This window comes from Neobacillus fumarioli NBRC 102428 (genome assembly GCF_001591485.1).
Taxonomy (GTDB): domain Bacteria; phylum Bacillota; class Bacilli; order Bacillales; family Cytobacillaceae; genus Neobacillus; species Neobacillus fumarioli.
Genome location: NZ_BCUZ01000033.1, coordinates 1 through 25,787, shown reverse-complemented (window position 1 = coordinate 25,787; position 25,787 = coordinate 1). Strand labels below are relative to the sequence as shown.

General features: G+C 39.1%; 22 protein-coding genes, 1 pseudogene and 1 riboswitch. Of the genes and pseudogenes, 7 read left to right on the top strand and 16 right to left on the bottom strand.

The features are described from left to right. Positions 1–14: 14 nt before the first annotated feature. Genes BFU02S_RS07630 through BFU02S_RS07620 form a run of 3 tightly spaced genes read right to left on the bottom strand, consistent with a single transcriptional unit; the run spans position 15 to position 3,009 of the window. Complete coding sequence (locus BFU02S_RS07630; RefSeq protein WP_084361032.1) at positions 15–1,901, bottom strand: DHA2 family efflux MFS transporter permease subunit; 1,887 nt, start codon at positions 1,899–1,901, stop codon at positions 15–17. A gap of 5 nt (positions 1,902–1,906) precedes the next feature. Beyond that, on the bottom strand, positions 1,907–2,572 hold the full coding sequence (locus BFU02S_RS07625; protein ID WP_066368737.1) for an HlyD family secretion protein: 666 nt from the start codon (positions 2,570–2,572) through the stop codon (positions 1,907–1,909). Further along, a complete protein-coding gene (locus BFU02S_RS07620; protein WP_066368730.1) occupies positions 2,569–3,009 on the bottom strand; it encodes a MarR family winged helix-turn-helix transcriptional regulator in 441 nt (146 codons plus the stop codon). Before BFU02S_RS07620 ends, BFU02S_RS07625 begins: the two co-directional genes overlap by 4 nt. A 322-nt stretch (positions 3,010–3,331) precedes the next feature. Between BFU02S_RS07620 and BFU02S_RS07615 the strand changes: the two genes are divergently transcribed. The 3 genes from BFU02S_RS07615 (at position 3,332) to BFU02S_RS07605 (ending at position 4,700) form a co-directional block, all read left to right on the top strand. Beyond that, positions 3,332–3,535, top strand: a complete 204-nt coding sequence (locus BFU02S_RS07615) for a DUF1657 domain-containing protein (RefSeq protein WP_066368729.1) — start codon at positions 3,332–3,334, stop codon at positions 3,533–3,535. A gap of 78 nt (positions 3,536–3,613) precedes the next feature. Further along, the gene (locus tag BFU02S_RS07610) at positions 3,614–3,820 is read left to right on the top strand and encodes a DUF1657 domain-containing protein (RefSeq protein ID WP_066368726.1); all 207 of its coding nucleotides are present in this window, start codon (positions 3,614–3,616) and stop codon (positions 3,818–3,820) included. A 19-nt stretch (positions 3,821–3,839) separates the two neighbouring features. Beyond that, positions 3,840–4,700 carry a DUF421 domain-containing protein gene (locus BFU02S_RS07605; protein WP_066368724.1) on the top strand — a complete coding sequence of 287 codons (861 nt, stop codon included), beginning with the start codon at positions 3,840–3,842 and terminating at the stop codon, positions 4,698–4,700. A 216-nt stretch (positions 4,701–4,916) separates the two neighbouring features. Here BFU02S_RS07605 and BFU02S_RS07600 read toward each other — a convergent pair whose 3' ends face one another. Then, on the bottom strand, positions 4,917–5,885 hold the full coding sequence (locus BFU02S_RS07600) for a DMT family transporter (protein WP_066368722.1): 969 nt from the start codon (positions 5,883–5,885) through the stop codon (positions 4,917–4,919). A 248-nt stretch (positions 5,886–6,133) separates the two neighbouring features. After that, positions 6,134–6,775 carry a nitroreductase family protein gene (locus BFU02S_RS07595; RefSeq protein WP_084361031.1) on the bottom strand — a complete coding sequence of 214 codons (642 nt, stop codon included), beginning with the start codon at positions 6,773–6,775 and terminating at the stop codon, positions 6,134–6,136. A 164-nt stretch (positions 6,776–6,939) separates the two neighbouring features. Then, positions 6,940–7,130: riboswitch (Lysine riboswitch) on the top strand. 102 nt (positions 7,131–7,232) lie between these two features. Here BFU02S_RS07595 and BFU02S_RS07590 point away from each other — a divergent pair. Next, complete coding sequence (locus tag BFU02S_RS07590) at positions 7,233–8,720, top strand: amino acid permease (RefSeq protein WP_066368718.1); 1,488 nt, start codon at positions 7,233–7,235, stop codon at positions 8,718–8,720. Between the two features lie 74 nt (positions 8,721–8,794). On the opposite strand, the gene asnS is transcribed toward BFU02S_RS07590, so the two are convergent. The 5 genes and pseudogenes from asnS to BFU02S_RS07565 all read right to left on the bottom strand — a co-directional run bounded on the left by asnS (position 8,795) and on the right by BFU02S_RS07565 (position 15,843). Further along, on the bottom strand, positions 8,795–10,186 hold the full coding sequence (gene asnS / locus BFU02S_RS07585; RefSeq protein ID WP_066368715.1) for an asparagine--tRNA ligase: 1,392 nt from the start codon (positions 10,184–10,186) through the stop codon (positions 8,795–8,797). A 168-nt stretch (positions 10,187–10,354) separates the two neighbouring features. After that, positions 10,355–12,694: pseudogene (gene helD / locus BFU02S_RS07580) on the bottom strand (RNA polymerase recycling motor HelD). A 139-nt stretch (positions 12,695–12,833) separates the two neighbouring features. After that, positions 12,834–13,322 (bottom strand): L,D-transpeptidase family protein, encoded by a 489-nt coding sequence (locus BFU02S_RS07575; protein ID WP_066368713.1) that lies wholly within the window; start codon positions 13,320–13,322, stop codon positions 12,834–12,836. Positions 13,323–13,378: 56 nt separating this feature from the next. Then, positions 13,379–14,881 (bottom strand): aminotransferase class V-fold PLP-dependent enzyme, encoded by a 1,503-nt coding sequence (locus tag BFU02S_RS07570; RefSeq protein ID WP_066368710.1) that lies wholly within the window; start codon positions 14,879–14,881, stop codon positions 13,379–13,381. Between the two features lie 137 nt (positions 14,882–15,018). Further along, complete coding sequence (locus tag BFU02S_RS07565; RefSeq protein ID WP_066368707.1) at positions 15,019–15,843, bottom strand: DUF2935 domain-containing protein; 825 nt, start codon at positions 15,841–15,843, stop codon at positions 15,019–15,021. A 252-nt stretch (positions 15,844–16,095) separates the two neighbouring features. Between BFU02S_RS07565 and BFU02S_RS07560 the strand changes: the two genes are divergently transcribed. The 3 genes from BFU02S_RS07560 to BFU02S_RS07550 all read left to right on the top strand — a co-directional run bounded on the left by BFU02S_RS07560 (position 16,096) and on the right by BFU02S_RS07550 (position 18,731). Then, positions 16,096–17,031: a MerR family transcriptional regulator gene (locus tag BFU02S_RS07560; RefSeq protein ID WP_066368705.1), complete on the top strand. Its 936-nt coding sequence runs from the start codon at positions 16,096–16,098 to the stop codon at positions 17,029–17,031. 24 nt (positions 17,032–17,055) lie between these two features. Next, positions 17,056–17,577, top strand: coding sequence for a MerR family transcriptional regulator (locus BFU02S_RS07555; RefSeq protein WP_066368702.1), 522 nt, complete (start codon positions 17,056–17,058; stop codon positions 17,575–17,577). A 137-nt stretch (positions 17,578–17,714) separates the two neighbouring features. Further along, the gene (locus BFU02S_RS07550) at positions 17,715–18,731 is read left to right on the top strand and encodes an LLM class flavin-dependent oxidoreductase (RefSeq protein ID WP_066368700.1); all 1,017 of its coding nucleotides are present in this window, start codon (positions 17,715–17,717) and stop codon (positions 18,729–18,731) included. Between the two features lie 36 nt (positions 18,732–18,767). On the opposite strand, the gene BFU02S_RS07545 is transcribed toward BFU02S_RS07550, so the two are convergent. The 6 genes from BFU02S_RS07545 to BFU02S_RS07515 form a co-directional block, all read right to left on the bottom strand. Beyond that, positions 18,768–20,018 (bottom strand): DHH family phosphoesterase, encoded by a 1,251-nt coding sequence (locus tag BFU02S_RS07545; protein ID WP_066368698.1) that lies wholly within the window; start codon positions 20,016–20,018, stop codon positions 18,768–18,770. A gap of 108 nt (positions 20,019–20,126) precedes the next feature. Further along, positions 20,127–21,488 carry an aspartate kinase gene (locus tag BFU02S_RS07540; protein WP_066368694.1) on the bottom strand — a complete coding sequence of 454 codons (1,362 nt, stop codon included), beginning with the start codon at positions 21,486–21,488 and terminating at the stop codon, positions 20,127–20,129. A 134-nt stretch (positions 21,489–21,622) separates the two neighbouring features. Continuing rightward, positions 21,623–22,246 (bottom strand): NUDIX hydrolase, encoded by a 624-nt coding sequence (locus BFU02S_RS07535; protein WP_066368693.1) that lies wholly within the window; start codon positions 22,244–22,246, stop codon positions 21,623–21,625. A gap of 301 nt (positions 22,247–22,547) precedes the next feature. After that, a complete protein-coding gene (locus tag BFU02S_RS07525; protein WP_066368689.1) occupies positions 22,548–23,342 on the bottom strand; it encodes an ABC transporter ATP-binding protein in 795 nt (264 codons plus the stop codon). Beyond that, entirely contained in the window at positions 23,317–24,348 is a 1,032-nt protein-coding gene (locus BFU02S_RS07520) for an ABC transporter permease (RefSeq protein ID WP_066368686.1), read from the bottom strand. The genes BFU02S_RS07525 and BFU02S_RS07520 overlap by 26 nt, the downstream gene beginning before the upstream one ends. A gap of 270 nt (positions 24,349–24,618) precedes the next feature. Beyond that, the gene (locus tag BFU02S_RS07515) at positions 24,619–25,617 is read right to left on the bottom strand and encodes an ABC transporter substrate-binding protein (RefSeq protein WP_066368684.1); all 999 of its coding nucleotides are present in this window, start codon (positions 25,615–25,617) and stop codon (positions 24,619–24,621) included. Positions 25,618–25,787 lie beyond the last annotated feature (170 nt).

The window sequence follows — 25,787 nt, the reverse complement described above, 5'->3', positions numbered from 1 at the left end:
CAGCCCCTCTTGTTCTATTTCTGTGTATTTACACGTGACCGTTTAATAAAGAAAGCGAGGATTAAGGCAACTACGGCAATTCCCGTCGCGACAACAAAAGCATCGTTAATCCCCTCAATTGTTGCTTGCTGCATTGCTTGCCCATAGAGTACAGAGGTGGCGAGTTGTTGTCCTGCACCAGCTGGAAGATGGGCAACGGCGGCTAAGCCTTGACCCAATTGGGCGAATTTACCGGCAATGAAAGGATTTGTACTGGTAACCACACTTTGATAATCCCCATAATGAAAAGATTGTCTAGTAGACATAATGGTGACAAGAAAGGCGGTTCCAATACTTCCGGCAACCGTTCTGGCTGTGTTCGAAGCAGCTGTACCATGGGATGCAAGATGGCGAGGTAACTGGTTCAACCCTTCGGTCATAACCGTCATCATCAAGAATGACATCCCAAACATCCGGAAAACGTACAGTAACAGAATATGACTATAAGATGTTGACATACTCAGTTTTGTAAATTGCCATGTAGTAATTACTGTGATCGCTAATCCAACGATTGCTAGGGGTCTTGAGCCAATTTTGTCAAATAACTTCCCTGAAATCGGGGACATAATCCCCATTATGATGGCTCCTGGAAGCAGTAACAAACCTGATTGAAGGGCAGTATACCCGCGAATGTTCTGCAAATAAATTGGCAGCAAAATCATGGCACCCATCATGGCCATATTGATAATCATACTTATGATTGTCGTTAAAGAAAATATATCATATTTAAATACACGAAGTTCCAGCATTGGTTTTTCTGTTGTAAGCTCACGGATGACAAAGGCGATCAGGGCAATAATCGCTATCACCAGCGATGAAATAACCGTTCCGCTCGACCAGCCGTCATTTCCCGCTTCACTAAACCCATATAACAGAAATCCAAATCCAATTGATGAGAAAATAAATCCAAGAAAATCAAATTTAGGATTCGTTCTTTCTGTAACATCCCTCAGCCACACTAAACAAAGGATGATATCGAGAGTCCCAATTGGAATAACAATATCAAACAACAGTCTCCAAGAATAATGGAGAATCAGCCATCCTGATAACGTAGGACCAACAGCAGGGGCAAAAATCATGACAATTCCCATGACCCCCATTGCTGCCCCACGTTTTTCAGGAGGATAGAGAGCAAAAATAATGGTCATTAACAGCGGCATAATAATTCCAGCACCGGCAGCTTGAACAATCCTGCCTGTCATCAGCAAACTAAAGTTAGTTGAAATTGAACATATGATTGAGCCTGCTGTAAAAAAGATCATCGCCGCTGTAAATAATTTTTTTGTTCCAAATTTATCAATTAAGAATGCTGTAATCGGAATAAAGATTCCGTTAACTAACATATAACCTGTCGACAGCCACTGTACTGTATTTGCTGATACTCCTAAATCGTTCATAATGTGAGGAATGGCCACATTAAGCAAGGTTTGATTTAGAATAGCAACAAATGCACCAAGCATAACTGCTACCATTACTCTCCCTTTGTTGATGCCCTTTTTTGCTTCTTCCGTCCGTGATTTTACTCGTTCTGGATCTTCCTTTTTCAATTCAACATCTGACTGAACATATTCAAGTGCAGGCTCAGCAACTGCTGATTCTTTCAGCATATCTGCAACAGGTTCTTCGAAAGTATTATTCTTCTCTGTTCGAGCATCCGGAATAGGTTTGTTTATTTCAAGGTGAGCCGGCATTTCCGGTTCTTCCGGCTCAACCCTTTCATTGCTTGTTTCCATTTGAACCATTGATTCAGTCTGTGTTCTTTTACTCGTTCGATTCTTGCCGCGCTTTGTAAGCAGATAATTAATCAAGATTAGCACAAGCACAGCAATTATAATGTAAACCGTGATTATAATAGACATCATATCACCTACTTATGAATTCTCACGGTGACGTTCATACCAGGAACAAGGTTCAAACCTTTTGTATCATCAATTGTGATTTTGACAGGAACTACTTGAGTAACTTTTGTAAAATTCCCACTAGTATTACTACTTGGTAGCAATGAGAAAGTTGATGCCGTTGCTAATCCGATTGTGTCTACCTTTCCTTTTAATGGAGTGTTCGGGAAAGCATCTACATAAATATCAACATCTTGATTTGTTGCTACATCGTTGATCTTCGTTTCATCGATGTTGGCTGTTACCCATAAATTGCTCATATCATATGCCGTAGCTAAAGGGGTGCCGGCCGCAACAAAAGAATCTTTAACTACGTTATTTTGAACAACCGTTGCCTTAGTTGGCATAGTGATTGGAACATTCGTCGGTGCTGCTTGAGCACCAGCACCTGCTCCGGCTGAAGCAATCGAACCAAGTTGCTGATCTTTTGCGAAGGAACTTCCAACTTTAACGTCCCAATCAGTTAATTTACCTGTTGCTGGTGCAACAATCGAAACTTGCTGCCCTGCTATTGAGGCATTATCTGTAGACAAATAATTCATTGCATTATTGAAATACGCATAAGCTCCAAATCCACCGCCTACTAATACGATTAAAATGATCACATTTAAAATAATCATTTTTCCCAGCTTCATTTTGTTTCCTCCCAATTAAGTATTGATAATATTTTTTTGTGTAAATGCAATAATTGCTCAATATCCTTTTCTGGCATATTTAGCAGTTCATCCTTCTTTTTCATAAATAAAGAACGGGTTTCAAAATACTTTAATATTTCCCTCCCTTTATCTGTAAGATGGAGTGAAACGGCTCTGCGGTTCTCCGGCGGAACAATTCGTTCGACCAAGTTGTGTTGAACAAGGCGGTCAATTACCCCGCTAACAGTACTATTTGTCGATTTCAGTTTTTCAGCTAAATCCCCTAAACCAATATTTGGACTTAAATGGATAAGATGAAGTGCTTTTAACTGAACAACTGTAAGTCCTACTTGATCTGCATCAGCTTTCACTAATTTAAAAATCGCCCGATTGATTTCTGCAAACGATTCGAGAATTTCATTATTGAGGGGGTTCATTATAGCCTCCTTCTCTTTGGTAATCTAACTATTTTTGCTAAAATATTTCGCATGCGAAATATTTGATAGACTTTAGAATTATAAACAGTTATGCATTAGTATGTCAACAATAAAATTTTTAACATTTCATCCTGTTTCTTTTACTAAAAACATACAAGCCCCTTATTAGTAATGGAAACCTTTACGAATTTTCGTAAGAAAATTAAGAAACAGCACTTTGTTAACACTTCCTTTTTTTGGACATCCAAACTGTACATAAGCTTTTAAATGAGTTACATACTACCTTTGTAACATCGATTCAATTAGGAAGGAAGGTAATAAAATGACTGTAGGAACACAAGTAAAACAAACATTAGCTGGACTAAAAGGTGTACAAGCTAGCTTTGAACAATTTGCATTACAAACTGAAAACAAAAATGCGAAACAGCTTTACCAACAAGCCGCTCAGCAAACCCAAACCATTATTGACAGCATCGAGCCGCGCCTTCAAGAAATTACAGCGGAAGAACCACAGTACAATCAATAATAAATACGGTTGGCGACTCTAGCCAACCCCTTTTCATTTTTTATATTTATCCACTTTGAATGGAAAGGATGATCGAAGTTGACCGTTGGATCCAATGTTAAACAATGCCTCGCCACATTAAAAGATATTGAAGCACAACTGTCATCACTTGCTTTAAATTCATTAGACAAAGAAGCGCAGGCAGTTTTTCATGAAGTAACGTTAACTGTTGGAACAATTAAAAAAGATTTGCAATATCGTGTATTGGAACTTGAACGCCAAGAACCGCAGTACAGCGGCTCATGACATCATGAGGTGAAAAACGATGCCAGGATGGATATTTATTATAACCCGATCAATCATTTTCTTACTGCTTTTGTTTATTACTACAAAAATTCTTGGAAAGAAACAAATTTCCGAACTTTCTTTTTTCGAATATGTTGCAGGTATTACGATTGGGAGTATTGCCGGCGAAGTAGTAACAGGATTGGAAAGCAACGCCTATCACGGGGCATTGGCCATTATTGTATTTGGACTTGTGACATTTTTTGTAGACTATTTTTCATTACATAGTAAAAAATTCCGTGATATTGTCGAAGGAAAAGGTACGGTTGTCATTAAAGATGGAAAAATTCTTGAAGAAAATTTAAAGAAAGAAAAGTACACGATTGATGAAATTTCCGCTCTCCTTCGGCAGAGAGGCATTTTCAAAGTTGCTGACGTGGAATATGCTGTTATTGAACCTAGAGGGAATTTAAGTGCTTTATTGAAAAAAGAGAATCAGCCATTAACACCGAAAGATTTAGGAATGAAAATGGCAAATGAGAAAGAGCCACAAACTGTCATCATGGATGGGAAGATTATCGATGAAGCATTGCGCTGGACCGGAAAAGGCAGAGGGTGGCTTTACACAGAATTAGAAAAATTGAATGTAACCCTTGATAATGTATTTCTCGGCCAAGTAGATTCATACGGGGATTTAACAGTAGATCTATATGAAGATAAGCTTCAAGTTCCACAGCCAACCACCAGACCGCTTCTAGCAGCAACACTAAAAAAAGTGCAAGCTGACTTGGAAATTTTTTCTCTGTCAACGACTTGTGAAAAATCAAAAGAAATGTATAAAAAAAATGCTGCCCTACTTCAGGAGGCAATTGATAAGCTTCACCCTTATTTAAACGGCTAAATGCAACAAGCAATGCGAAAAGCGCCTTGATCAGCCCCGACAGGCAAATGTTTTTCAGCCCTAAATGTCTGGTTTTTGGACTTTTAGGGCTGAAGGTTATTTGTCCCGAGGGGCTAGGCCGCTTGCGCTGGACAATTTTCGAAGTCGAAATTTATACTTTACTTTAAATAAATCCTTATCACGAAAATGTTAGATAAGGATTTTTATTTTGCAAATTTATGCACTTATTTCGTTACAGCCCGGTACGTCCTGTTTATGAGACACATAGCTGTGCAGTACCATACCTCCCATAACAAGGACGACACCTAACCATGAAACCATTGTGGGCATTGTTGATTTTAACAGGAATAATTCACCTAGCAATGCGAACAAAACCTCCATGGACTGAGTTGCTTCAACTGCGGCAAGTTTTTGCATATTTCCCCTAACAAGGTCTGTTGCCTGAAAAAATAAAACAGTAGCGATCACCCAGGAAGAAATGGCTACTATACCGGATTGAAACGTTTGACCGGCACTTGGCAGACCTACTGTAATAACTCCATAAACAGATAATCCTATCCATAACGGCAAGCTTGCTATTGTCATGCCCAGCACCCGTTGAAACACATCCAGTCTTCCTGCGCACACATCCATCATTTTTCGATTTCCAAGCGGATAGGCAATTGAGGCGATCACGACAGGCAATACTCCCATCATGATAGCTGAAATGGATAAGTGCCCAGTTTGCTGAATTTGCATAAGGATAATTCCCAACAGTATAATCAAGGACATGGACAATCCCTTAAAAGGTATTTTGCCCCTAATTTGAACAACTCCTGTTTTTGTTTGTACCGTTTCATAGAAAAGCGGCGCTAATAATGATCCGGAAATAATGGTAATTTGCCATGTGGCAGCTATGAGCCATCCCGGGGCATAGGCAGCTGAAAAACAAAGAGGTGCATAAAACAATCCAAACCCCACCGAACTCCAAATCAGCCAAGGTAATGGCTGACGTTTCATTTCATGTAGCAATGGTTTGAGGTTTTTCCTCGCCAGTACAATCAGGAAGAGAAAAGGGATCATAAAGAAATATCTTAATGATGCACTCCAAATCCAGCTTCCGCCTGCAAGATCCATCGCCCGATTTAGGATAAAAGTAAACGCAAAAAAGAAGGCAGCCAAGATGCCTAAGATAATTGACCGCATATTTCCTCTTCCCCTTTACATTTATTATTCAACTTTATTATTTTAGCAAATTTCTTACAATTTTATATAGTATAAAAATTACTTTTGAATTTTATTAGGCAATACCATTTCCCTAAAACATGAAAAGGGCTTGGTCTAAAAGGTCCATTTGAGAGTAAAATAAAAACCCAAGAATACTGATTTAACAGCATTCTTGGGTTATGCTTATGCTAATATTTGAACCGAATCACCGCTTGCGGATAGCCCTTTTAAATATATTCAATTAAAAGATCTTCCAACGGCAGCCTTGTTGTTTTATGCGCCGGAGCGGCCGCTTTACCAATCGGTAGTAAAATAATTGGGAAATACCGTTCAGGAACATTATATTTTCTCGCAAATTGTTCCTTGTTAAAACCGCCCATTGGAACGGTATCATACCCTCTGTCTTTGGCAATTAGCATGATTTGCATGGAAACAAGTCCTGCGTCAAATATAGCGATTTCTTTTCGGAGTTCTTCGGGTGCATTTGGGTAAAGATTATTAGCACTTTTTATTAATAAATCTCTCCTTGTTTCATCTAAAAATCCAGCTTCAAAAGCGCTCTGATATACTTTTTCGATGCTTTTAAACATTTCTTTATCGCCTAAGATAGCAATCACCGCAGAGGCGGTTTCTACTTGTTCTTGATTAAAAGCGATTTTCTTGAGTTCTTTCTTTTCTTCTTGGTCCTGAATAACAATAAAACGCCAAGGCTGTAGGTTACTGGATGAAGGAGCAAGTACCGCTTCTTTCAAGATATCTTCTATTTCCTCTTTTGGAATCGAAAAGTTCGGATCATACTTTCTGACGGAATGACGTTCTTTGATTACTTCAGATAAACTTTTAACGATTGAAGATTTGGTCATATTCATTTCTCCTTTTGAAATTATTTCCGAAGTCATCTTACTATTAGCAAGTTAATTTCGTCAAACTTTGACAACTTCTATTGAAACTGGAAAATTTTTATGTTGACAACTTCCATTAACTATTTATAGTATATTATTATAGTAAATTTAATAACAAATCCTCATCAGACCGATGGGGTAGAGGTCGCGGTTTTTATGAGTAAGACGGACGAGATCCAGAGATGTTGCTGACTCCGCCTGAAAGGGAAAACCGCCGAAGTGTGCTGTGATCTCTGGTACAGCATGCTGGGGCTGTCTCCGAACAGGGGCAGAACTGTCACGAACAACCCTTACCAACTGTTCGTGTTGAGCTATCTTTCGGAAGGTATGATGCGGGGCATAGAAATAGTCAGCGAATCTACTTCGGTGGCATTTTTTTATTCCAAGCTCCTTCCTTTATACTAATGAAAAAGGAGTCAAAACGATGCAATCAGTTCATGTACAAGATGAAAGTACGTATACCGAATTATCGGTTGCGCAATCAGAAACGAGCCAATTAAGACGACAGTTAAAATCCCGCCATCTGATGATGATTTCCCTTGGCGGAACGATCGGAACCGGTCTGTTCCTTGCAAGTGGCGGTGCGATCCATTCTGCCGGGCCTGGCGGAGCAATTGTTTCCTACATCGTGATTGGCATTATGGTTTACTTTTTAATGCAGAGCCTGGCAGAAATGGGGGCCTATATGCCGGTTGCAGGCAGCTTTAGCACGTATGCCTCGAAATTTGTCGATCCGTCACTCGGGTTTGCGCTTGGCTGGAACTATTGGTATAACTGGGCTATCACCATTGCAGCTGAACTTTCAGCTGTTACAATGATTATGAAATTTTGGTTCCCACACTCTTCGTCCTTATTATGGAGCGGACTTTTCTTAGTTATCATGTTTTTATTAAATTATCTTTCTGTAAAAGGTTTCGGAGAAGCAGAATATTGGTTCTCGTTAATTAAAGTCGTTACTGTTATTATTTTTATCATTGCAGGTGTCCTAATGATCCTTGGTATTATGGGAGGTCATACAATAGGCTTTAAAAACTTCAGTATAGGGGATGCCCCATTCCATGGCGGTTTTATGGCTATGCTGGGGATTTTTATGGCAGCGGGCTTTTCTTTCCAAGGAACGGAGCTCTTAGGCGTAGCAGCCGGTGAAACAGATGATCCACAAAAATCCATTCCTCGTGCAGTGAAATCAGTTTTTTGGCGGATTTTATTGTTCTATGTATTAGCCATTCTCGTCATTGGGCTATTAATTCCTTATACGAACCATAATCTAGCCAACAGTGATGTAACTGTCAGCCCATTTACAATTGTATTTCAAAAGGCTGGAATTGCCTTTGCTGCTTCTGTTATGAATGCCGTAATTTTGACTGCTGTATTGTCAGCAGGAAATTCAGGTATGTATGCCTCTACAAGAATGTTGTGGGATTTGGCACGTGAAGGGAAAGCACCAAAATTTCTTGGTAAATTAAATAAAAGAGGCGTACCTGTAAATGCGTTAATTGTTACTACACTGGTTGGAACGCTTGCATTTCTGGCTTCGTTGTTTGGAGACGGTACAGTGTACAACTGGCTGCTTAATGCTTCGGGGATGTCCGGATTTATCGCATGGCTCGGAATTGCAGTCTGCCATTACCGTTTCCGCAGGGCGTTTAAAGCACAAGGAAAGAATTTAAATGAATTGCCATTTAAAGCAAAATTATTCCCATTCGGGCCTATTTTTGCCTTTGCCGTCTGCGCCTTCGTCGTACTAGGGCAAAACTATTCTGCTTTTACCGGTGATCATATCGATTGGTACGGAGCACTCGTATCCTATATCGGACTTCCTCTATTCTTTATTACATGGTTTGCCTACAAATTTATTAAGAAAACAAAAATCATTCCATTAGAGCAATGTGATTTAAGCACAAAACCATAAGAAATGGCTCCAATTAGGAGCCTTTTTTTATGGTTATAGAAAAGAGCCCTAAAAATTTTAGGACCCTAAATGAATTAAAATTCTGCATTTCCAGGTGTTCTTGGAAACGGAATAACATCACGGATATTACTCATTCCGGTTAAGTACATGAGTAAACGTTCAAAACCAAGTCCATAACCTGAATGCTTTGTTCCGCCATATTTCCTTAATTCCAAGTACCACCAATAATCTTCTTCATTCATTCCCAATTCTTTAATTTTTGCTGTCAAAACATCTTCCCGTTCTTCACGCTGGCTTCCGCCGATCAATTCGCCAATCCCCGGTACAAGTAAATCGGTTGCCGCCACGGTCTTGCCATCCTCATTTAACCTCATGTAAAAAGCTTTAATTTCTTTTGGATAGTCTGTAACGAACACAGGTTTTTGGAATATTTTTTCACATAAATAGCGTTCATGCTCTGTTTGAAGGTCTGCCCCCCACTCAACCGGGTAAACAAATTGTTCTCCGGAATCTTGTAGCAGTCTAATGGCTTCAGTGTAGGTAACTCGGCCAAAATCTGCGGTATAGGCATTATTTAGGCGCTCCAATAATCCTTTTTCAACGAAACTGTTAAAGAAATTCATTTCTTCTGGTGCTTGTTCCAAAACATATCCAATGACGTATTTCACCATTTCTTCGCCTATTTCCATAATGTCCGGCAATTCAGCAAATGCCATTTCTGGCTCAATCATCCAAAATTCGGCTGCGTGTCTGGCTGTATTCGAATTTTCCGCTCTAAATGTAGGGCCAAATGTATAAACATTCCGGAAAGCAAGTGCAAAGGCTTCGGCAGGCAGCTGTCCGCTTACCGTCAAATTGGTTTCTCTGCCAAAGAAGTCTTTTGAAGTATCTACTTTTCCTTCATCAGTTTTCGGAAGGTTGTCCAAATCCAAATTGGTGACTCTAAACATTTCACCGGCACCTTCTGTGTCACTTCCAGTAATGATTGGCGTGTTCACATAAACAAAACCTTTATCTTGGAAGAATTTATGAATTGCATAAGCAGCTAATGACCTCACACGAAATACGGCAGAAAAGGTATTGGTTCTCGGCCTTAGGTGAGCAATGGTTCTTAAATATTCAAATGTATGTCTTTTCTTTTGCAGCGGATAATCTACACTGGAAGTTCCTTCAATCGCAATCCTTGATGCTTTAATTTCAAATGGCTGTTTAGCATTTGGAGTATGGATAAAATCTCCTTCCACTTTTATGGATGAACTGATGGGCAGTTTGGCAATCTCTTTGAAATTGTTTAATTGTTCATCAAAGACAATCTGAACACTTTTAAAGAAGCTACCATCATTTAATTCAATAAAACCAAAAGTTTTGGAATCTCGAATGGTACGAATCCACCCTGATACTTGTACCTTTTGGTCAATAAAACTTTCCGTGTTTCTGTACAATTCCTTCACTAAGGCTCGTTTCATTGAGGGTTCCTCCTAAATCTTATATGTATCAGATAAAAAATAACCTTCCATCCCGATGGGACGAAAGGCCATTGTCCATATTTGGTGCTGATTGACTTTTATCCCTTCCATATTATATTAAAAACATATGGAATTCGCAAATCTAACAAAACTTATCAGATTTTTTCGTTAATAATGGGATTTCACCTGTTCAATCGAATACAATTCTGTCGGCACCTGTTTCATCAGTGAGGTGATTCCTTCTGTTGCAAACAGATGCAGTTTGTGCATCGCCCTAGTACATACTGTGTAAAATAATTTCCGCTCACTTTCCCGGGCGTATTGGGAACTATCATAAACGATAACAGCATCAAATTCAATCCCTTTTGCTAGGTAGGATGGAATGATCAGAATCCCTTTTTCATAGGAAAGAGTTGCTTTTTCAATTAAATGAACATGGAACTCGTTTTGAAGCAGTTCATAAGCTTTGGCACTCCCCTCCGCTGTCCTGCAAATGATGGCAATCGTCTGAAAACCTTCATCCTGGAATTGGTTAATTTTTTCCCGTATCATTGCTTTTAATTCCTTTTGATCGATTAAAGCAACTGTCGGTTTGTTTCCAGGTCTGTTAAACGGAATAATTTGATTGCCATTTTCAATCAATTCCCTCGTAAATTCAACAATTTCTTTGGTGGAACGATATGTTCTTGTTAGAAAGAAAGTTTCTGTATCCTAAGCACAAGCCAAATCCGTAATAACGGTTTCGGCCCCAGTTGCCCCTGGGAAAATGGCTTGGTTAAAATCACCTAATAACGTCATTTTACTATAGGGAAGAATTTTTTGAATAAACGCAAATTGAATCGGTGTATAATCTTGAGCTTCATCAATGAAAATATGCCGAATGGATGTATTGTTTTTCCTTCCTTCTATCAGCTCCTGCAAATAAACGAAGGGAATCGCATCTTCGTATGGAATAACATTTCTCTCTATCCGTTTGATCGTCTGCTCTTTGATTTGTTCCCAATCATCCGGCAGTCTAACTGTTAAATCCTTATTCCAATTATAAAACTGCAAATAAACGCACGGCATATCAATAAATTTTAAACTTTTCACCATGACAAATAATGGCTTAAAACGTTCTTTCACGACCATATCCGATAGAAACCTTTGTTCCCGTTCAAAATCATCAAATGTATTTACTGTAAATCGTTGTGTTTCTTCCAGTTTTTTATAACTTGCTAAATAATCCTCTTTCTCTAAATACTGAATTTCCTCATCAACCCAGCTCTTGCTGCGTTCTCGTTTCACACAGCGTTTTAATTCCTTTAGAAGCCAATCTTGAACAAGTTGTATGCGATTGGGAATCGAAAAACTTTGTTCTAATGAATAAAAATAATCACAAATTTCCTTTTTTGAAATCAGCAGGTCACCTCTAAACAGTAAATCTTTAAAAATCAGGCCAGATTCCGATAATTGGGCTGCATAACGGTCCATCATTTGTTTAAAATCACGACTTGCTTTAAATCGTATGCCATTCACTCTTCTTTGGTATTGTTGATCCTCTTTTGCCGTTAACAAATATTCTAGTTGCATAAAAGGGGCTTCCACTTCAAAATCTCTACCGATCCGGTTTAACAAATATTCCTGAAAGGTTGCCTGCTGCATATTCTCCTCACCCAATTCCGGTAATACGGTGGCCACATAGCTATTAAACAATGGATTCGGAGAAAAGAGAAGAATATTTTCTGATTATAATGTTCCCCGGTGCCGATACAATAAATAGGCGACTCTCTGCAAGGCTGCGGATGTCTTTCCACTGCCTGCAACTCCTTGGACAATCAGTACTTTACTCTTTTCGTTACGGATAATCGCATTTTGTTCCTGCTGAATCGTCGCTACAATACTTTTCATTTGGGTACTGGCACCTGCCCCTAATACTTCTTGGAGCATTTCGTCACCAATTGTAATACCTATGTCAAACATTCCTTTAATTTCGGAAGCATTGATGATAAATTGCCGCTTTAATTTCATTTCACCTTGAATGCTGCCTTCAGGAGTCTGATAATGAGCTGGTCCCGGCGGATAGTCATAATAAAGACTGGATATTGGAGTACGCCAATCATAAATAAGGAAAGTTTCATCATTTTCGTCCATTAATGATGCGATTCCAATATAAACTTTATCTTCTGTTCGTTCTCCTTCTTCTAAAAAATCAATCCAACCAAAATAAGGTGAATCTTTAAGTCTATGGAGGGTTTTAAGCTGAGAAATTCTTTGTCCGCATGTTCGTTCCCGCTCAGATAGCAGCTCCGCCTGTTGTTTCATACTTGCAGCAGTTTCAATCATATCATCAGGTTCATCCAGATTCACAGTAACATCTTCCCAGAAGGTTTTACGAAGTTCAAGCACATCCCTGCCGATTCTTCCGGTATTAACCATCAATTTGTGGATTTTTTTATCAATTTCATTGACAACTTTATGAACACGTTCCTGTTCAAGCTGCCAATCTATATTTGGCACATGATCCATCCTGCCATTCCCTCCTTAACATGAAACTTTAATCTCTATAACTACGTTATCCTAAAGACGCGCATTCGAACAATTTATATAAAAAAGCAGAAAATTCCTCCGGATTTTTGGAGAGTTTTCTGCTTTTAACTTACACTTATTACGGTTCAATTATGACTCTTGTTCCATTTGGTACAATATCCGCCAGCTGCAGTACGTCCCGATTGTACATTCTGATACATCCATGAGAAACAGCTTTGCCAATCGAGCTAGGGTCATTTGTTCCGTGTATGCCGTAGCCTTGCTTAGAAAGAGAAAGCCACATTACCCCAAATGGACCGCCGGGATTTAATTGCCGATTTACAATGATAAATTCACCAACTGGTGTTCTGGTAAGCATTTTGCCTACTGCAATCGGATAAATTTTTACCAATTTCCCATTATGATATAATGTAAGTCTCCTTTTCCCAACTGAAACTTTGATGGTATAAGAAATTGTATTTGGATCAGGTATTCCTAGTATTTGTAATATTTGTCCAACATATAAATGCCTGACTCCCGGATTAGCGGCGATTAGGCTGTGGAGACTGACCCGGTAATCAAATGCGATGCTTGACAGCGTTTCACCGGGCTTTACAATATGAATCATATCGGATCCCGCCTTTTATTTATTAACATATCCCACCAATCCACATTTTTCCTTTCTCATTCCATTCTGAATAACGGTGCCATGTCTTCCCTGACGAAGTGAATATAAAAATAGTCATTGCTAGCAATATCATAGATATAATCCTTTTTCCATTTTTCTATATTTCGAATAATTTCTTTTATGGCGTGAGCAAATAAAAGTATTTCTTCATTGGTCATGATCGGATGCAGAGAAAAACGGATCCACCCCGGCTTTGTAGACAAATCTCCTTGATCAATTTGGTCGGTAATCTTCTTTGAAGAGGTTTGATTAAGGTGAAACAGATAATGCCCATAGGTTCCAGCACAAGAACACCCTCCCCTTACCTGGATGCCATACCGGTCATTTAATAACCGGACAATTAAATTATAATGGATGTTCTCAACATAAAACGAAACAATTCCCAGCCGATCCTTAATATGCCCTTCAAAAATATGAACGTCAGGTATTTCTTCCAAAAGTGGAAGCAGCAAGGATAACTGTTCTTTCTCCCTTTTTATCATATTTTCTACACCCATTTGCTCTTTTAAATTTAGGGCAAGAGCAATTCGGATAGCTTGCAGAATCCCTGGAGTGCCTCCGTCCTCACGCAATTCAATTTCATCGTAATACTGATGTCCCCCCCATGGATTCGTCCAAGTAACAGTTCCCCCTCCTGGATGGTCAGGAACTTTATTCATATAAAGCCTGGAATCAAATACTAATACCCCGCTCGTACCCGGCCCTCCCAAAAATTTATGCGGTGAGAAAAAGATAGCATCCAGCTTTTCGAGAGGATCTTCTGGGTGCATGTCGATTTTTACATATGGTGCCGAAGCCGCAAAATCGACAAAACAAATCCCGCCATGCTGATGCATGATTTTAGCCAATTGATGGTAAGGAGTTTGAATGCCAGTCACATTGGAACAGGCTGTAAAGGAGCCAATTTTCAGCGCCCGGTCCTGATATCGCTGTAAAAGTTCTTTTAAATGAAGAGCATCAACATAACCGTTTGAATCTGGACGAATCAGTTCGACATCTGCCACTGTTTCAAGCCAGGAAGTATGATTCGAATGATGTTCCATATGAGTTAAAAAAACAACTGGCCGTTCTTTTTCGGAAAGCTTGAGTCGTTCCTTCCACCGTTCATGCACTCTTAAACCCAAGATTCGCTGAAATTTATTCATCACCGAGGTCATTCCAAAGCCATCGAGAACTACAACATCATGTTGATCTGCATTCACATGTTCTTTGATGATTTTTTTCGATTGTTTGTAAATTCCGGTCATCATTAAACTGGTCACATTGGATTCCGTATGCGTATTGGCCATATAAGGGCCAAACACTTCAGAAATTTTTTGTTCAATTGGCCGATAAAGTCTTCCGCTTGCAGTCCAATCTCCATATATGATTCTCTGTGGGCCGTAAGGAGACATGAATTCATGTTGAATGCCAATGACATGCTGGCGGAACATGTTAAAATATTCCTCGAGGTTATTTGGTATTCGGTACGATTTACTCCCTATCTTTGCTGTGATCATTTGCCCCCACCCTTGCCTACTTTTGGTAATCAATATATGCAAGATAGGTTTATAATGGTTAATTGAAAATAGGAAGTCCTTTTAGCAGGGAATTCAATTGTTGCCTTCCTAAAAAGGACTATGTTGATCCGATCATACTATTCAAATGATGGCTTTTTTAATGAACAATGTGAAGTTTCTAGTTTAAGCTCCGGTGCAAATTCAGCTAATTTTTTAAGGAAATAACATGTTTCTGGGAAATGATGTTCTAGAAATCTTAAAGTAGTTTTATTTAAGATTTTCTTTCCTTTGTATCTTTCTACAACTGATGTAATATATAAATTCATTTCAATTACCGTCCTCCCCACCTCTAACGCTAATTCCTGCTGGCGCGGAAATCCCTCCTCAATAAATCGTAAGTATCCTTTTATATGATGATTTTGCAGGATAAACATCTGAAACTTCTGTGCGTAAAGGTTGGTTTGATGTTCCACTTCCAATTCGATTGGGTCCGTTACATTTCTCAATAAAACAATATGACCTAATTGATCATCAAGCCACAAATCCAGCAGTTGATCCAGCCTAAGTGGAACAGGTTTCCGGCCATTTATATAATCCGTTAATAACCGTAAATATTCTTGATTTTCACTTAAGGTTCCATTTAAATAGGTAGGTGACAAATTTAGGTTAATCTCGTTTTTGATTCTCAGGTTTTGCATTTTACCTTCGAAACGATAATATTCATAAGCAACAGGGTATACTTGTCTAGCGAAAGTAATCATTTCATTTGTCACGTAACCCGAATTAGGATTTAATTGCTGGAGGTTATGAAGTAAGCCGGCAAATGATTGAATAAATCTTTCCGCAAATTCAATTTCCTTTTTATGAGTAGCAGATAAATGATCGCGGACAAAAATCGCATGATCTTGTAAAATTTCCAGCCAAAAAAAATGCTCTTCCCATACAGTTAATGAGACCGCCAAAGAAAATCCCCCCTCCCTTTAAGGATATTCGCCAAATTCTTAAAATATTGGCACATCGAAGAGTTTTCTCAAAATTTCTATAGCTTCCCTTTTAACCCTTTTCATAAAAAATATGTTGTTATTTCTTGATTTTGGTCTTGTTTTGATAGCTTTTGTCAAGCAGCAGGAAAATACGGTATCGAGTGTGAATTATTACTTTAATCAAAATTTATTCCTGAAATTCTGAAATTCTTTAGAAAGGAATGGTTTTCCATGAAAGCTTATACCTTAGAAGAGGTTTCTAAGAAAATAAATTTAGCACCAAAGATCATACGTCAGTGGGAGAAAAATTTACATGATTTACTTGATATCCCTCGTTCAAAACAAGGGGCCAGAATCTACTCAGATGCCGAAATTCAGCGGCTGTTGGAAATTAAGCAATTATACGAAAAAAAATTCAGTAAGGAGAAAATCCGCCATTGGCTCCAAAAGAAAATGGAGCCTGAAGACCAGATGGTTCAAGAAAACTCCTCGAAGTTAATCGAACAAAGAGAAACACAGGCTCATTCACAGAAAGTATTCTTCAAAACGGATTCATTGAACGGTAAAACCGAACCCATGACACCTCAAGCTGCTGAACACACCCCTACTCAAAATGCCCAGGCATTTTTCGAGACAATTGAGACATACAAGAAAAATTTTTTAAATGAGGTCAAGGAAGAAATAAGGAATGTCGTGAAAAAAGAAGTAGTGGAAGAAGTGAAAAAAGAGATTTCAAAAGGAAATTTAGTAACAGTCCGAACAATTTCAGATTCTATTTACAAATCAACAGCTCATACAAGGTCCGATATTGAAGAATTATCAAAAAGCCTAGAAAAAGCATCTGAACAAACAATGGATAAACTCGAGGACCTTGCCAATCATATTCAATATACTGTTAAAGAAACATCAGATGAAATCGTAGGCCTTTCAAAACAGCTCAAGCAAAGCACCGAAGAGATCTCATATTATATCGATTTAACAAATAATGAAATCTCCCAATTAACCGAGTGTTTCGTGAACGAAAGAGAAATTTTAATAGAAGATCGGGAAGAACTACGAAATGAAATAAGCCAAAGAGAAGAAGCCTTTCGACAAATGTTAACAAACTTTCGGGAGGCTGCTGCTGCGAAAAACAAAAGCTGGTGGAAATTTTGGGCCAATTTATAAATTTCTTTAAAAGGAGGATGTGGGATGAATACCAATGAAGTTGCCAAATTATTAGGGGTTTCTGCCAGTACGATTCAACGGTGGATCAAACAGCTTCAACTGCCGATGGAACGCAATGAGCGTGGACACTATCATTTTAGTCAAGAGGACATTGAACTTTTAAAAGAAATTCATGAACAGCTTCAAAACGGAACATTATTGCAGGATATTACTCCTCCTGATGGCAGGAAAAAAACCCGAAAAGGAACAGTGAAATCAGCCGAAACAGATCAAGTGATTGAAACACTATTTACTAAAATAAAAGAATTAGAGATTCATTTAAACGACAAAGCTGACTCGGTGGCATCCTATCAGCTGCTTCAGCATCGGAGGGAAATTGAAGAATTACAATGCCAGGTGAAAGAGTTGACCAGGAAGATTGAGTTTTTGGAGGAACAATTAAGCGAAATGAAAAAGTCATCTGTTGCAGAAAAGCCCTTAGTTATGGACAATGGAAAAGTAAAAAGAAAGAAGAAAAATTTTGTTAGTTCTTTATTTGAATTTTAATAACTCCTAATATGGCCGGACGTTTCAATGACGTTTGGCCATTATTATTTTTACAGTCAATATGCTATACTTACTTATTGTGCAGTCATTCATATCAACTGTTTAAATTATAATATAACTGAAAGAGGATGAAATAAATGGCTCCAGAAAGAAAACTCCTTAAAGATATTTCCTATTCGATCCTTGACCTGTCACCTATTACTGAAGGCTCAGGCCCTGCTGATTCATTGCATAATACATTGGATTTGGCACAGCACGCGGAAAAATGGGGGTATCATCGCTATTGGCTGGCAGAACATCATAATATGCCGGGAATCGCCAGTTCAGCCACTTCGGTTGTAATCGGGTTTGTTGCGGCTGGGACTGAAAAGATACGCGTTGGTTCCGGAGGAATTATGCTTCCGAACCATGCCCCGCTTGTCATAGCGGAACAATTTGGAACCCTTGAATCTCTGTTTCCAGGTAGGATTGACCTGGGTCTTGGCCGAGCGCCGGGCACCGATCAGCTGACTGCCCATGCCTTGAGACGAGACCGCCGCAGTGATGGCGTAGATTTTCCTGAACAATTAGCTGAACTCCGTGCCTATTTCAACCCTGAACTTGCTTATGGCAAAAAACTTATACGGGCAATACCGGGGGAAGGGTTAAACATCCCAATTTGGCTTTTAGGTTCCAGCGGTTACAGCGCCCAATTAGCCGGACAGCTTGGTTTACCTTTTTCCTTTGCCAGCCATTTTTCCCCGGAATATACAAAACCTGCACTGGAATTGTATCGCAGATATTTCCGCCCATCTGAAAGTTTAGAACGTCCGCATGTGATGGTCGGAGTCAACGTAATTGCTGCCGACACAGATGAAGAGGCACAGTTCCTTTCAACCTCTATGCAGCAGCAATTCCTGTCACTCGTTAGAAATAATCCAGGGAAATTACAGCCTCCAGTGGAAAATATTGATGCACTCTCCAATGCATATGAAAAATCATTATTAAATCAGCGTTTGGCTGCCACTATGATTGGATCAGCAAAAACTGTCAAAGAAAAACTGCAAAGATTTTTAGATGAAACACAAGCAGATGAAATCATTGTAAATTCACAAATTTATGATCATCAAGCCCGCCTAAGATCCTATGAAATTTTAACTGATATCGTTCAATAGCTGTCATACAAAGCTTGGATTTTCCAAGCTTTGTTTTTATGAATCAATAATATCAGTTAATCGGCTGGTAATGATGTCAGTATAATTCTCTTTCAATTCTGCAAGTGAAATCTTCAAAGTTTTCGTTAACTGCTCCAAATATTCTTTGTCATAGCGCAGCCAAGATGCATAATTTCTTTTAATATGCCGTTCTGCTTCATGAAAAGATGGGAATACGTGTTCAAGTTTCTTTCCTTTGTGGATGACAGAATATCGCCCTTCCGTATCCGGAAGGATATAAGAAAGATCTCCATGATGATTTTGATAGCTTGTAACAGCTTTAGCATCCTTGACATTAAATTCATTTCGATCCGCATCAGGGTTTAGAGGAAGAAGGTCAAAAACGTTTACAATAAAAGTTTCAAAGGCTTCTTTCGTCAAATCAGCCCCGGAAGCTTTTGGATGCCCGCCTCCGCCATATTCTTTCGCAAATTCAGCTACATTCACTTCATCATGAATGGTTCGAAAGCCGATTTTCTTTCCGCCAACATTTAAAAGGGCAATTAAATCTAAATGCGGATTTTGCGTATTTAAAGCGTTCCCTAGTTCTGATAAATATTGTTCAGCATGAACAATCCCAACACAAAATTCGCCAACAAACGTTTGCACCATCTGTCTGTTCTTTGATTGTATGTAACGGTGAATCTTTTGCTCTTCAATGTCGAGCAGTCGGTTCTCCTCCTCTGTTAAAGAAAAGGATTCAGGATTATTTAGAATCCGTTGAATCATTTCTTCTTCAAACTGCTCCCGATTCATTATATAGAATAGATCATTTAATCGTTTTGCGGCCGTATTCTGATTCTCATCCCACTCCCATGTATCATACTGACGGACTAATTCGATAAACTGCTCTAATGCTTTACTCGTCTTCATTCTTTCATTCCGTATCAGTTCTTCATAAAACAATGAGGTAGCACATGTCTTTTTCCCATTATCATACTCCGTTTTGACACTTCCCCATTGATATTCATTAAAATGCAGTGCTGTAACATGATGATCAATGACACGAATATGTTTCCCCCGCTGATATCTGTCTTCCAGATTTTTCTCAACATCCTTATTTACCGCTAAATCCGTTATGTACATTTCTTCATGATCATTCTGCGGATTTGAAATAAATGTCTCAACTCGCTGATTCAAATTACGATAGGAACAATAGGATACATTTGCTTGTTCCCCAAAAGCGATTTTGGCTATAACTCCGCAACCCAAACCATCCAGATCAATATCTGTAAAAAGTTTCACCATTGTTTGACACCATCCAATATTTTTTCCATAGAATATATTCTAGTTTAAAAATATATTCTTATACCTAAATAGAGCAGTTCCAAGTTGAACTGCCCTTTCGACATCCTATTATACCGTAACGGCAGCAAAAAACTCATCGTATAATGCCTGAACCGCTTTTTTCTCGTCATACTCTTTTACACCGAACATCATACTGACCTCTGAGGATCCTTGGTTAATCATTTCGATATTCACCTTTGCTTTTGCCAGAGCTTTTGAAGCTCTTGCCATCGTACCGACATTGCGCCGCATTCCTTCACCAACTACCATAATAAGCGCAAGACCATGTTCGATTTTTACTTCATCCGCATGTAATTCTGTCTTAATACGGTTGATGATTGCTTTTTCCGTTTGCTCGTCAAGTTGATTTTCCCTTAAAATCACGGACATATCATCTATACCTGATGGGGTATGTTCATAAGAAATTCCATAATCCTCCAGTATCCCCAAAAGCTTACGTCCAAAGCCAATTTCCCTATTCATTAAATATTTGCTGACATATATACTGCAAAACCCTTCATCACTAGCAATCCCAATTACCGGTCCGTTCGTATTATCCCGTTCCGTCATAATTCTAGTTCCCTCTGCTTGCGGATTGTTCGTATTTTTAATATGTACCGGTATTCCTGCACGAAAAGCCGGTACAAGTGCCTCATCATGCAATACGGAAAATCCGGCATACGATAGTTCCCTCATTTCGCGGTAGGTCAGTTCCCTGATTTCCTTCGGTCTTTCTATGATAAAGGGATTAACGGAATAAACGGCATCTACATCGGTAAAGTTTTCATAAAGGTCTGCTTTCAATGCATTGGCAAGAATTGAACCTGTTATGTCTGAGCCGCTGCGGGAAAATGTATATACATCACCTTCTTTACTGAAACCAAAAAATCCAGGGAAAATCAAGATTCCAGGCCGGCTGTGTAGTGAGTAAAGCAACTCATAGCTTTCTGGCAGCGCCTGTGCATTTCCCGGCTCTGCACTCACCAGCAAACCTGCTTCTTTTGGATTTACATAATAAGCCTCGACTCCCCGAGACTGAAAATACGAAGCAACCAGCTTTGCGTTATTGTCTTCTCCGCTTGCTTTCAAAAGGTCAATAAAACGATCCGGTTTCCTTTGATCTGAATTCAATCGATCAGAAAGATCTTGACGAATCTCCATGATTATTTGAGAAGGTAAAGCTAATTCTTCGGCAATTGCCTGATACCGTGCAATAACCGCCTCCACCTGTTCCTTAGGATCTCTTCCCCTTAATACAAGATCCGCACATTCAATTAATAAATCTGTTACCTTTATATCTTCTGGAAACCTCTTTCCTGGTGCAGATACAACAACAACTTTTCTTGTAGGATCGGTAGTGACAATATTAAATACCTTTTCGACCTGTTTTCCGGATGCTAAAGAGGATCCTCCAAACTTAACAACTTTCAATCTAAACATCTCCTGTAAGTGAAAAATATAAACATAATTTTATAACAATTTAGAAATTAATCAAGCTTTTTTTCCATTTGACGTGAACATTTGTCCATATATGGTGGACAGCCAACAAAAAGCAGTGATAAGAATTAATCACCGCTGCTAATAATTTCAATAAAATGAGCCAGAATCCTTGCTGTCAACCCCCAAATGGTCCGATTCTCATACACATAAAAATACTCCTCCATTCCCCGCTTCCGCCATTTATAATTTTGACCGCCTGGAATCAGCTCGAATGGAAAATTTTCATCAGGTTCAACTTTGAAATTAACTCGATAAATCCTTGGTGGTTGATTGAGAAAAAAAGAAATGGGAACAGTGAAAATTTCCTCAACCTCTGCTTGATTAAGCCGGATGTTTTCCGGATGTTGAATGAATCCTGCATATGGATACAAAAGCATATCAGAGGGAAAAAACATATAATCAAGCGGTGAAACATTTAAAATCTCATCCTTTTCTATTCCCAATTCTTCGATCGTTTCCCGAATTGCAGCCGCTTTTTCATCCAAGTCATTTGGATCAACCTTCCCTCCTGGAAAACAAATCTCGCCTGGCTGTCTTCTCAAAAAATGCGAACGTACTTCAAAGAGTATATGAACTTCATCTTCTTTTTGGATAAGCGGTAACAGAACAGCATATCTAATCATGTGCCTGCTGCCTAAAATAGATGGGGTATGTTCTTGTAATTTTCTAAATATTAGATCTCTATCCATTCCATGATTTCACCTCTCAAAGCAATTGCTACTATTAGCATATCACTTTCATCAGGAAAATCCTTTCATATGACTCTATTTACTGCGTTAAAAAAGAAAAGCGTAAGCGCCTTTGTCAGCCCCGACAGGCAAATGTTCTTCAGCGCTAAAAGTCTGGTTTTTGGACTTTTAGCGCTGAAGGTTATTTGTCCCGAGGGGATAGGCGCTGGAGCTAGACAATTTTCGAAGTCAATATTTATACTTTCTTTACTTACATAAAAAGCAATCCAACATAAAAAGTGGATTGCTCCCTTACTTCCTGCTAGGAAAGAATGGCTCTGTCGCTGGCCATTTGTACACCACGGATCCGCTTGAATTCTTCAAGCAATCCCGGAACGGTCAGCTGCCTTTTATCCTCCTCATTCACTTCTAAAATAATTTGTCCTTTATCCATCATAATTAACCTATTTCCAAGATCGATTGCCTGCTGCATATTATGTGTGACCATCAATGTGGTAAGTCTATACTTTGCAACAATATCTTTTGTCAAATTGGTAATCAATTCAGCCCTTGATGGGTCAAGTGCGGCTGTATGCTCATCCAGAAGCAAAATGGACGGTTCGGTAAACGTGGCCATTAACAAAGAAAGGGCCTGCCGCTCTCCGCCCGATAACAGCCCGACTTTTGCATTGAGCCGTTTTTCCAGGCCAAGATGCAATGATTCGAGGACTTCCCTAAAATCATCACGTCTTTTTTTTGTTACCCCAATTCTAAGCGTTCTTTTTTTATTTCTGGAATAGGCCATCGCCAGATTCTCTTCAATGGTCATACTCGGAGCTGTACCGGCCATCGGGTCTTGAAAGACACGTCCAATCATTTTGGAACGGTTATATTCTGACATCGCCGTAACATTTTTTCCGTTAATTAATACCTCACCTATATCAGGGAATAATACGCCGGAAATAATATTCATTAATGTTGATTTTCCAGCCCCGTTACTGCCAATAACCGTTACGAAATCCCCCTCTTTAAGTGTAAGATTCACATGGTCAATGGCAATCTTCTCATCGGGGGTTCCTTCGTTAAAAATTTTATGAATCTGATTTAACTGTAGCATGCTGTTCCCCCTTTCCATTCACTGCTGCCTGCAAGACTCGCAGTTTTTCTGCTTTTCTCCGAGCTTTCCGCTTTCTATCCTTTGTACGTTCAAACACTTTTGGCGCCGTTAAAGCAATGATGACAATGACGGCTGTAATCAGTTTCATATCTCCCGGTTGTAAAAATTCAGCCCTGAGAGCAAGCGTCACAACGATACGATAAATGATCGAACCTCCGATGACCGCCAGTGTGGTTCGGGCAATCGTTTTAGTGCCAAATAAAGCTTCGCCAATAATAACAGATGCAAGGCCCACAATTATCGTCCCAATGCCCATACCGACATCCGCAAAGCCGCCTTCCTGGGCAATCAAAGCACCCGAGAAAGCTACCAATGCATTTGAAAGCCCAAGCCCTAACACAATTAGAAGATTGGTATTAGCGGAGAAACTACGGATCATTCGTTTGTTGTCACCTGTTGCCCGAAGAGCTAAACCAATTTCTGTTTTCAAAAACCAATCCGTTAAAAATTTAATAACAAAAGTAACGACAATCATGAACAATAAAATGCCCCAAGTATCAGGCAGGCTGTCGCCTAAACCAACCGATTTTAGCACACTGTTCAAAAGGGAATCGATACCTGTATGTTTAGCTACATGGGTAATTTTCGTAAAAGCGGTATCCGTGTTTAATAGCGGAATATTCGAACGCCCCATAATCCTTAAATTAATGGAATAAAGCGCTATCATCATTAAAATTCCTGACAATAAATTATTAATTTTTCCAAATGTGTGGAGCATCCCGGTTATACATCCCGCAAGAAATCCAGCAAATAGCGCCACTAGTGTAGCCCAAAACGGATTAACACCATTTAAAATCATGATGGATGTAACGGCGGCGCCGGTTACAAAGCTCCCGTCTACAGTCAAATCTGGAAAATCAAGAATACGAAAAGAAAGATAAACACCCAGTGCCATAATCGCATAAATGATTCCCGATTCAAACGAGCCAAATATGGATGTAAACATATCGACCACCCCTTCTTTAAATCTGTTGATTGTTTATGTATCAAGACAGGAGTCAACCAATATGGATTGACTCCCAATAAGAAAAGCGCAAACGCCTTGGTTCGCCTGCCTGCTTCTCCGAATCATCCCCCTTGTAGGCATACGACGAGCGAACATAAGCCTCTTCGAATAAGCTATGGCGCCAAGAGCACAAAACGAGGGGCTAGGCCGCTTGCGCTGGACAATTTTCAAAGGCAAAAATTTATACTTTCTTTACTTTTAAATAAAAACTTATTTTCCATCATAAAATTCGCCAAGTTTGCTCCAATCTTGGTTCACTTGTAATCCTTGTGCTTCGGCTGCTTTCTTATTAATCACAAGTTTAAGTGTTTTTGGAAGCTCCACCGGGATTTCAGACGGCTTTTTCTTTCCGGTCAAAATATCTGCTGCCATAAGGCCCGATTGATACCCAAGATCATAATAACTAAAGCCGCTTGCAGCTACTGCGCCTTTTTTCATTGAATCCAGTTCACCGACGAAGAGTGGAATCTTTTTGTTATTTGCGACAGCAATCACGGAATCAAGAGCGGTAACCACTGTATTGTCCGTTGGAATATATATGGCATCTACCCGCCCGACTAATGACTCTGCCGCCTGTTTTACTTCAGATGTATTCGACACTGATACTTCGATAAGTTTTGCTCCTTTTTCATCTGTAATTTTTTTAACCGCTTTTACTTGAACACGCGAGTTTTCTTCTCCTGAGTTATAGATCACGCCTATTTTCTTTGCTTTCACTTCGTCTGTAATAAAACTGATCGTTTTCTTCGTTGCATCCGGATGATTGTCTGTAGTACCGGTAATATTTCCACCCGGCTTGTCAAAGGATTTTACCAAACCAGAACCTACAGGATCCGTTACAGATGTAAAGATTATCGGGATTTCCTTTGTTGCGTTCAGAGCTGCGGTTGCACTCGGTGTGGCATTGGCAAAGATTAAGTCTTCTTTCTCGCCGACGAAGTTTTTCGCAATACTTTGCGTATTATTTATGTCTGCCTGAGCATTTTGTTCATCAAATTTAACTTTAAGACCCTTATCTTTTAAAGCCTGTTTAAAGCCTTGTGTTGCAGCATCCAATGATGGGTGAGGCGCAAACTGGGATATGCCGACTTTGTACTCCTTATTTGTACCTCCCTTTTCTGAGTTGCTTGATGTTTCCTTGCTACCACAGCCAGCCAGCATCAGCATCCCTACTAATGCAAAGGATAAAGCTTTAACACCTTTTTTCATGAACCATAATCCCCCTCAAAAAAATATAATTTTCTAAAATTTTATATAATTAAAAATTATTCTATTATTTATTTTTCGTAAAATCAATAGAAATCACTAAATAATTCCCCTTTTAAATTCTAATAGTACATATAAATAAAAATGCCTCCTAAATATTTAGGAGACATTTC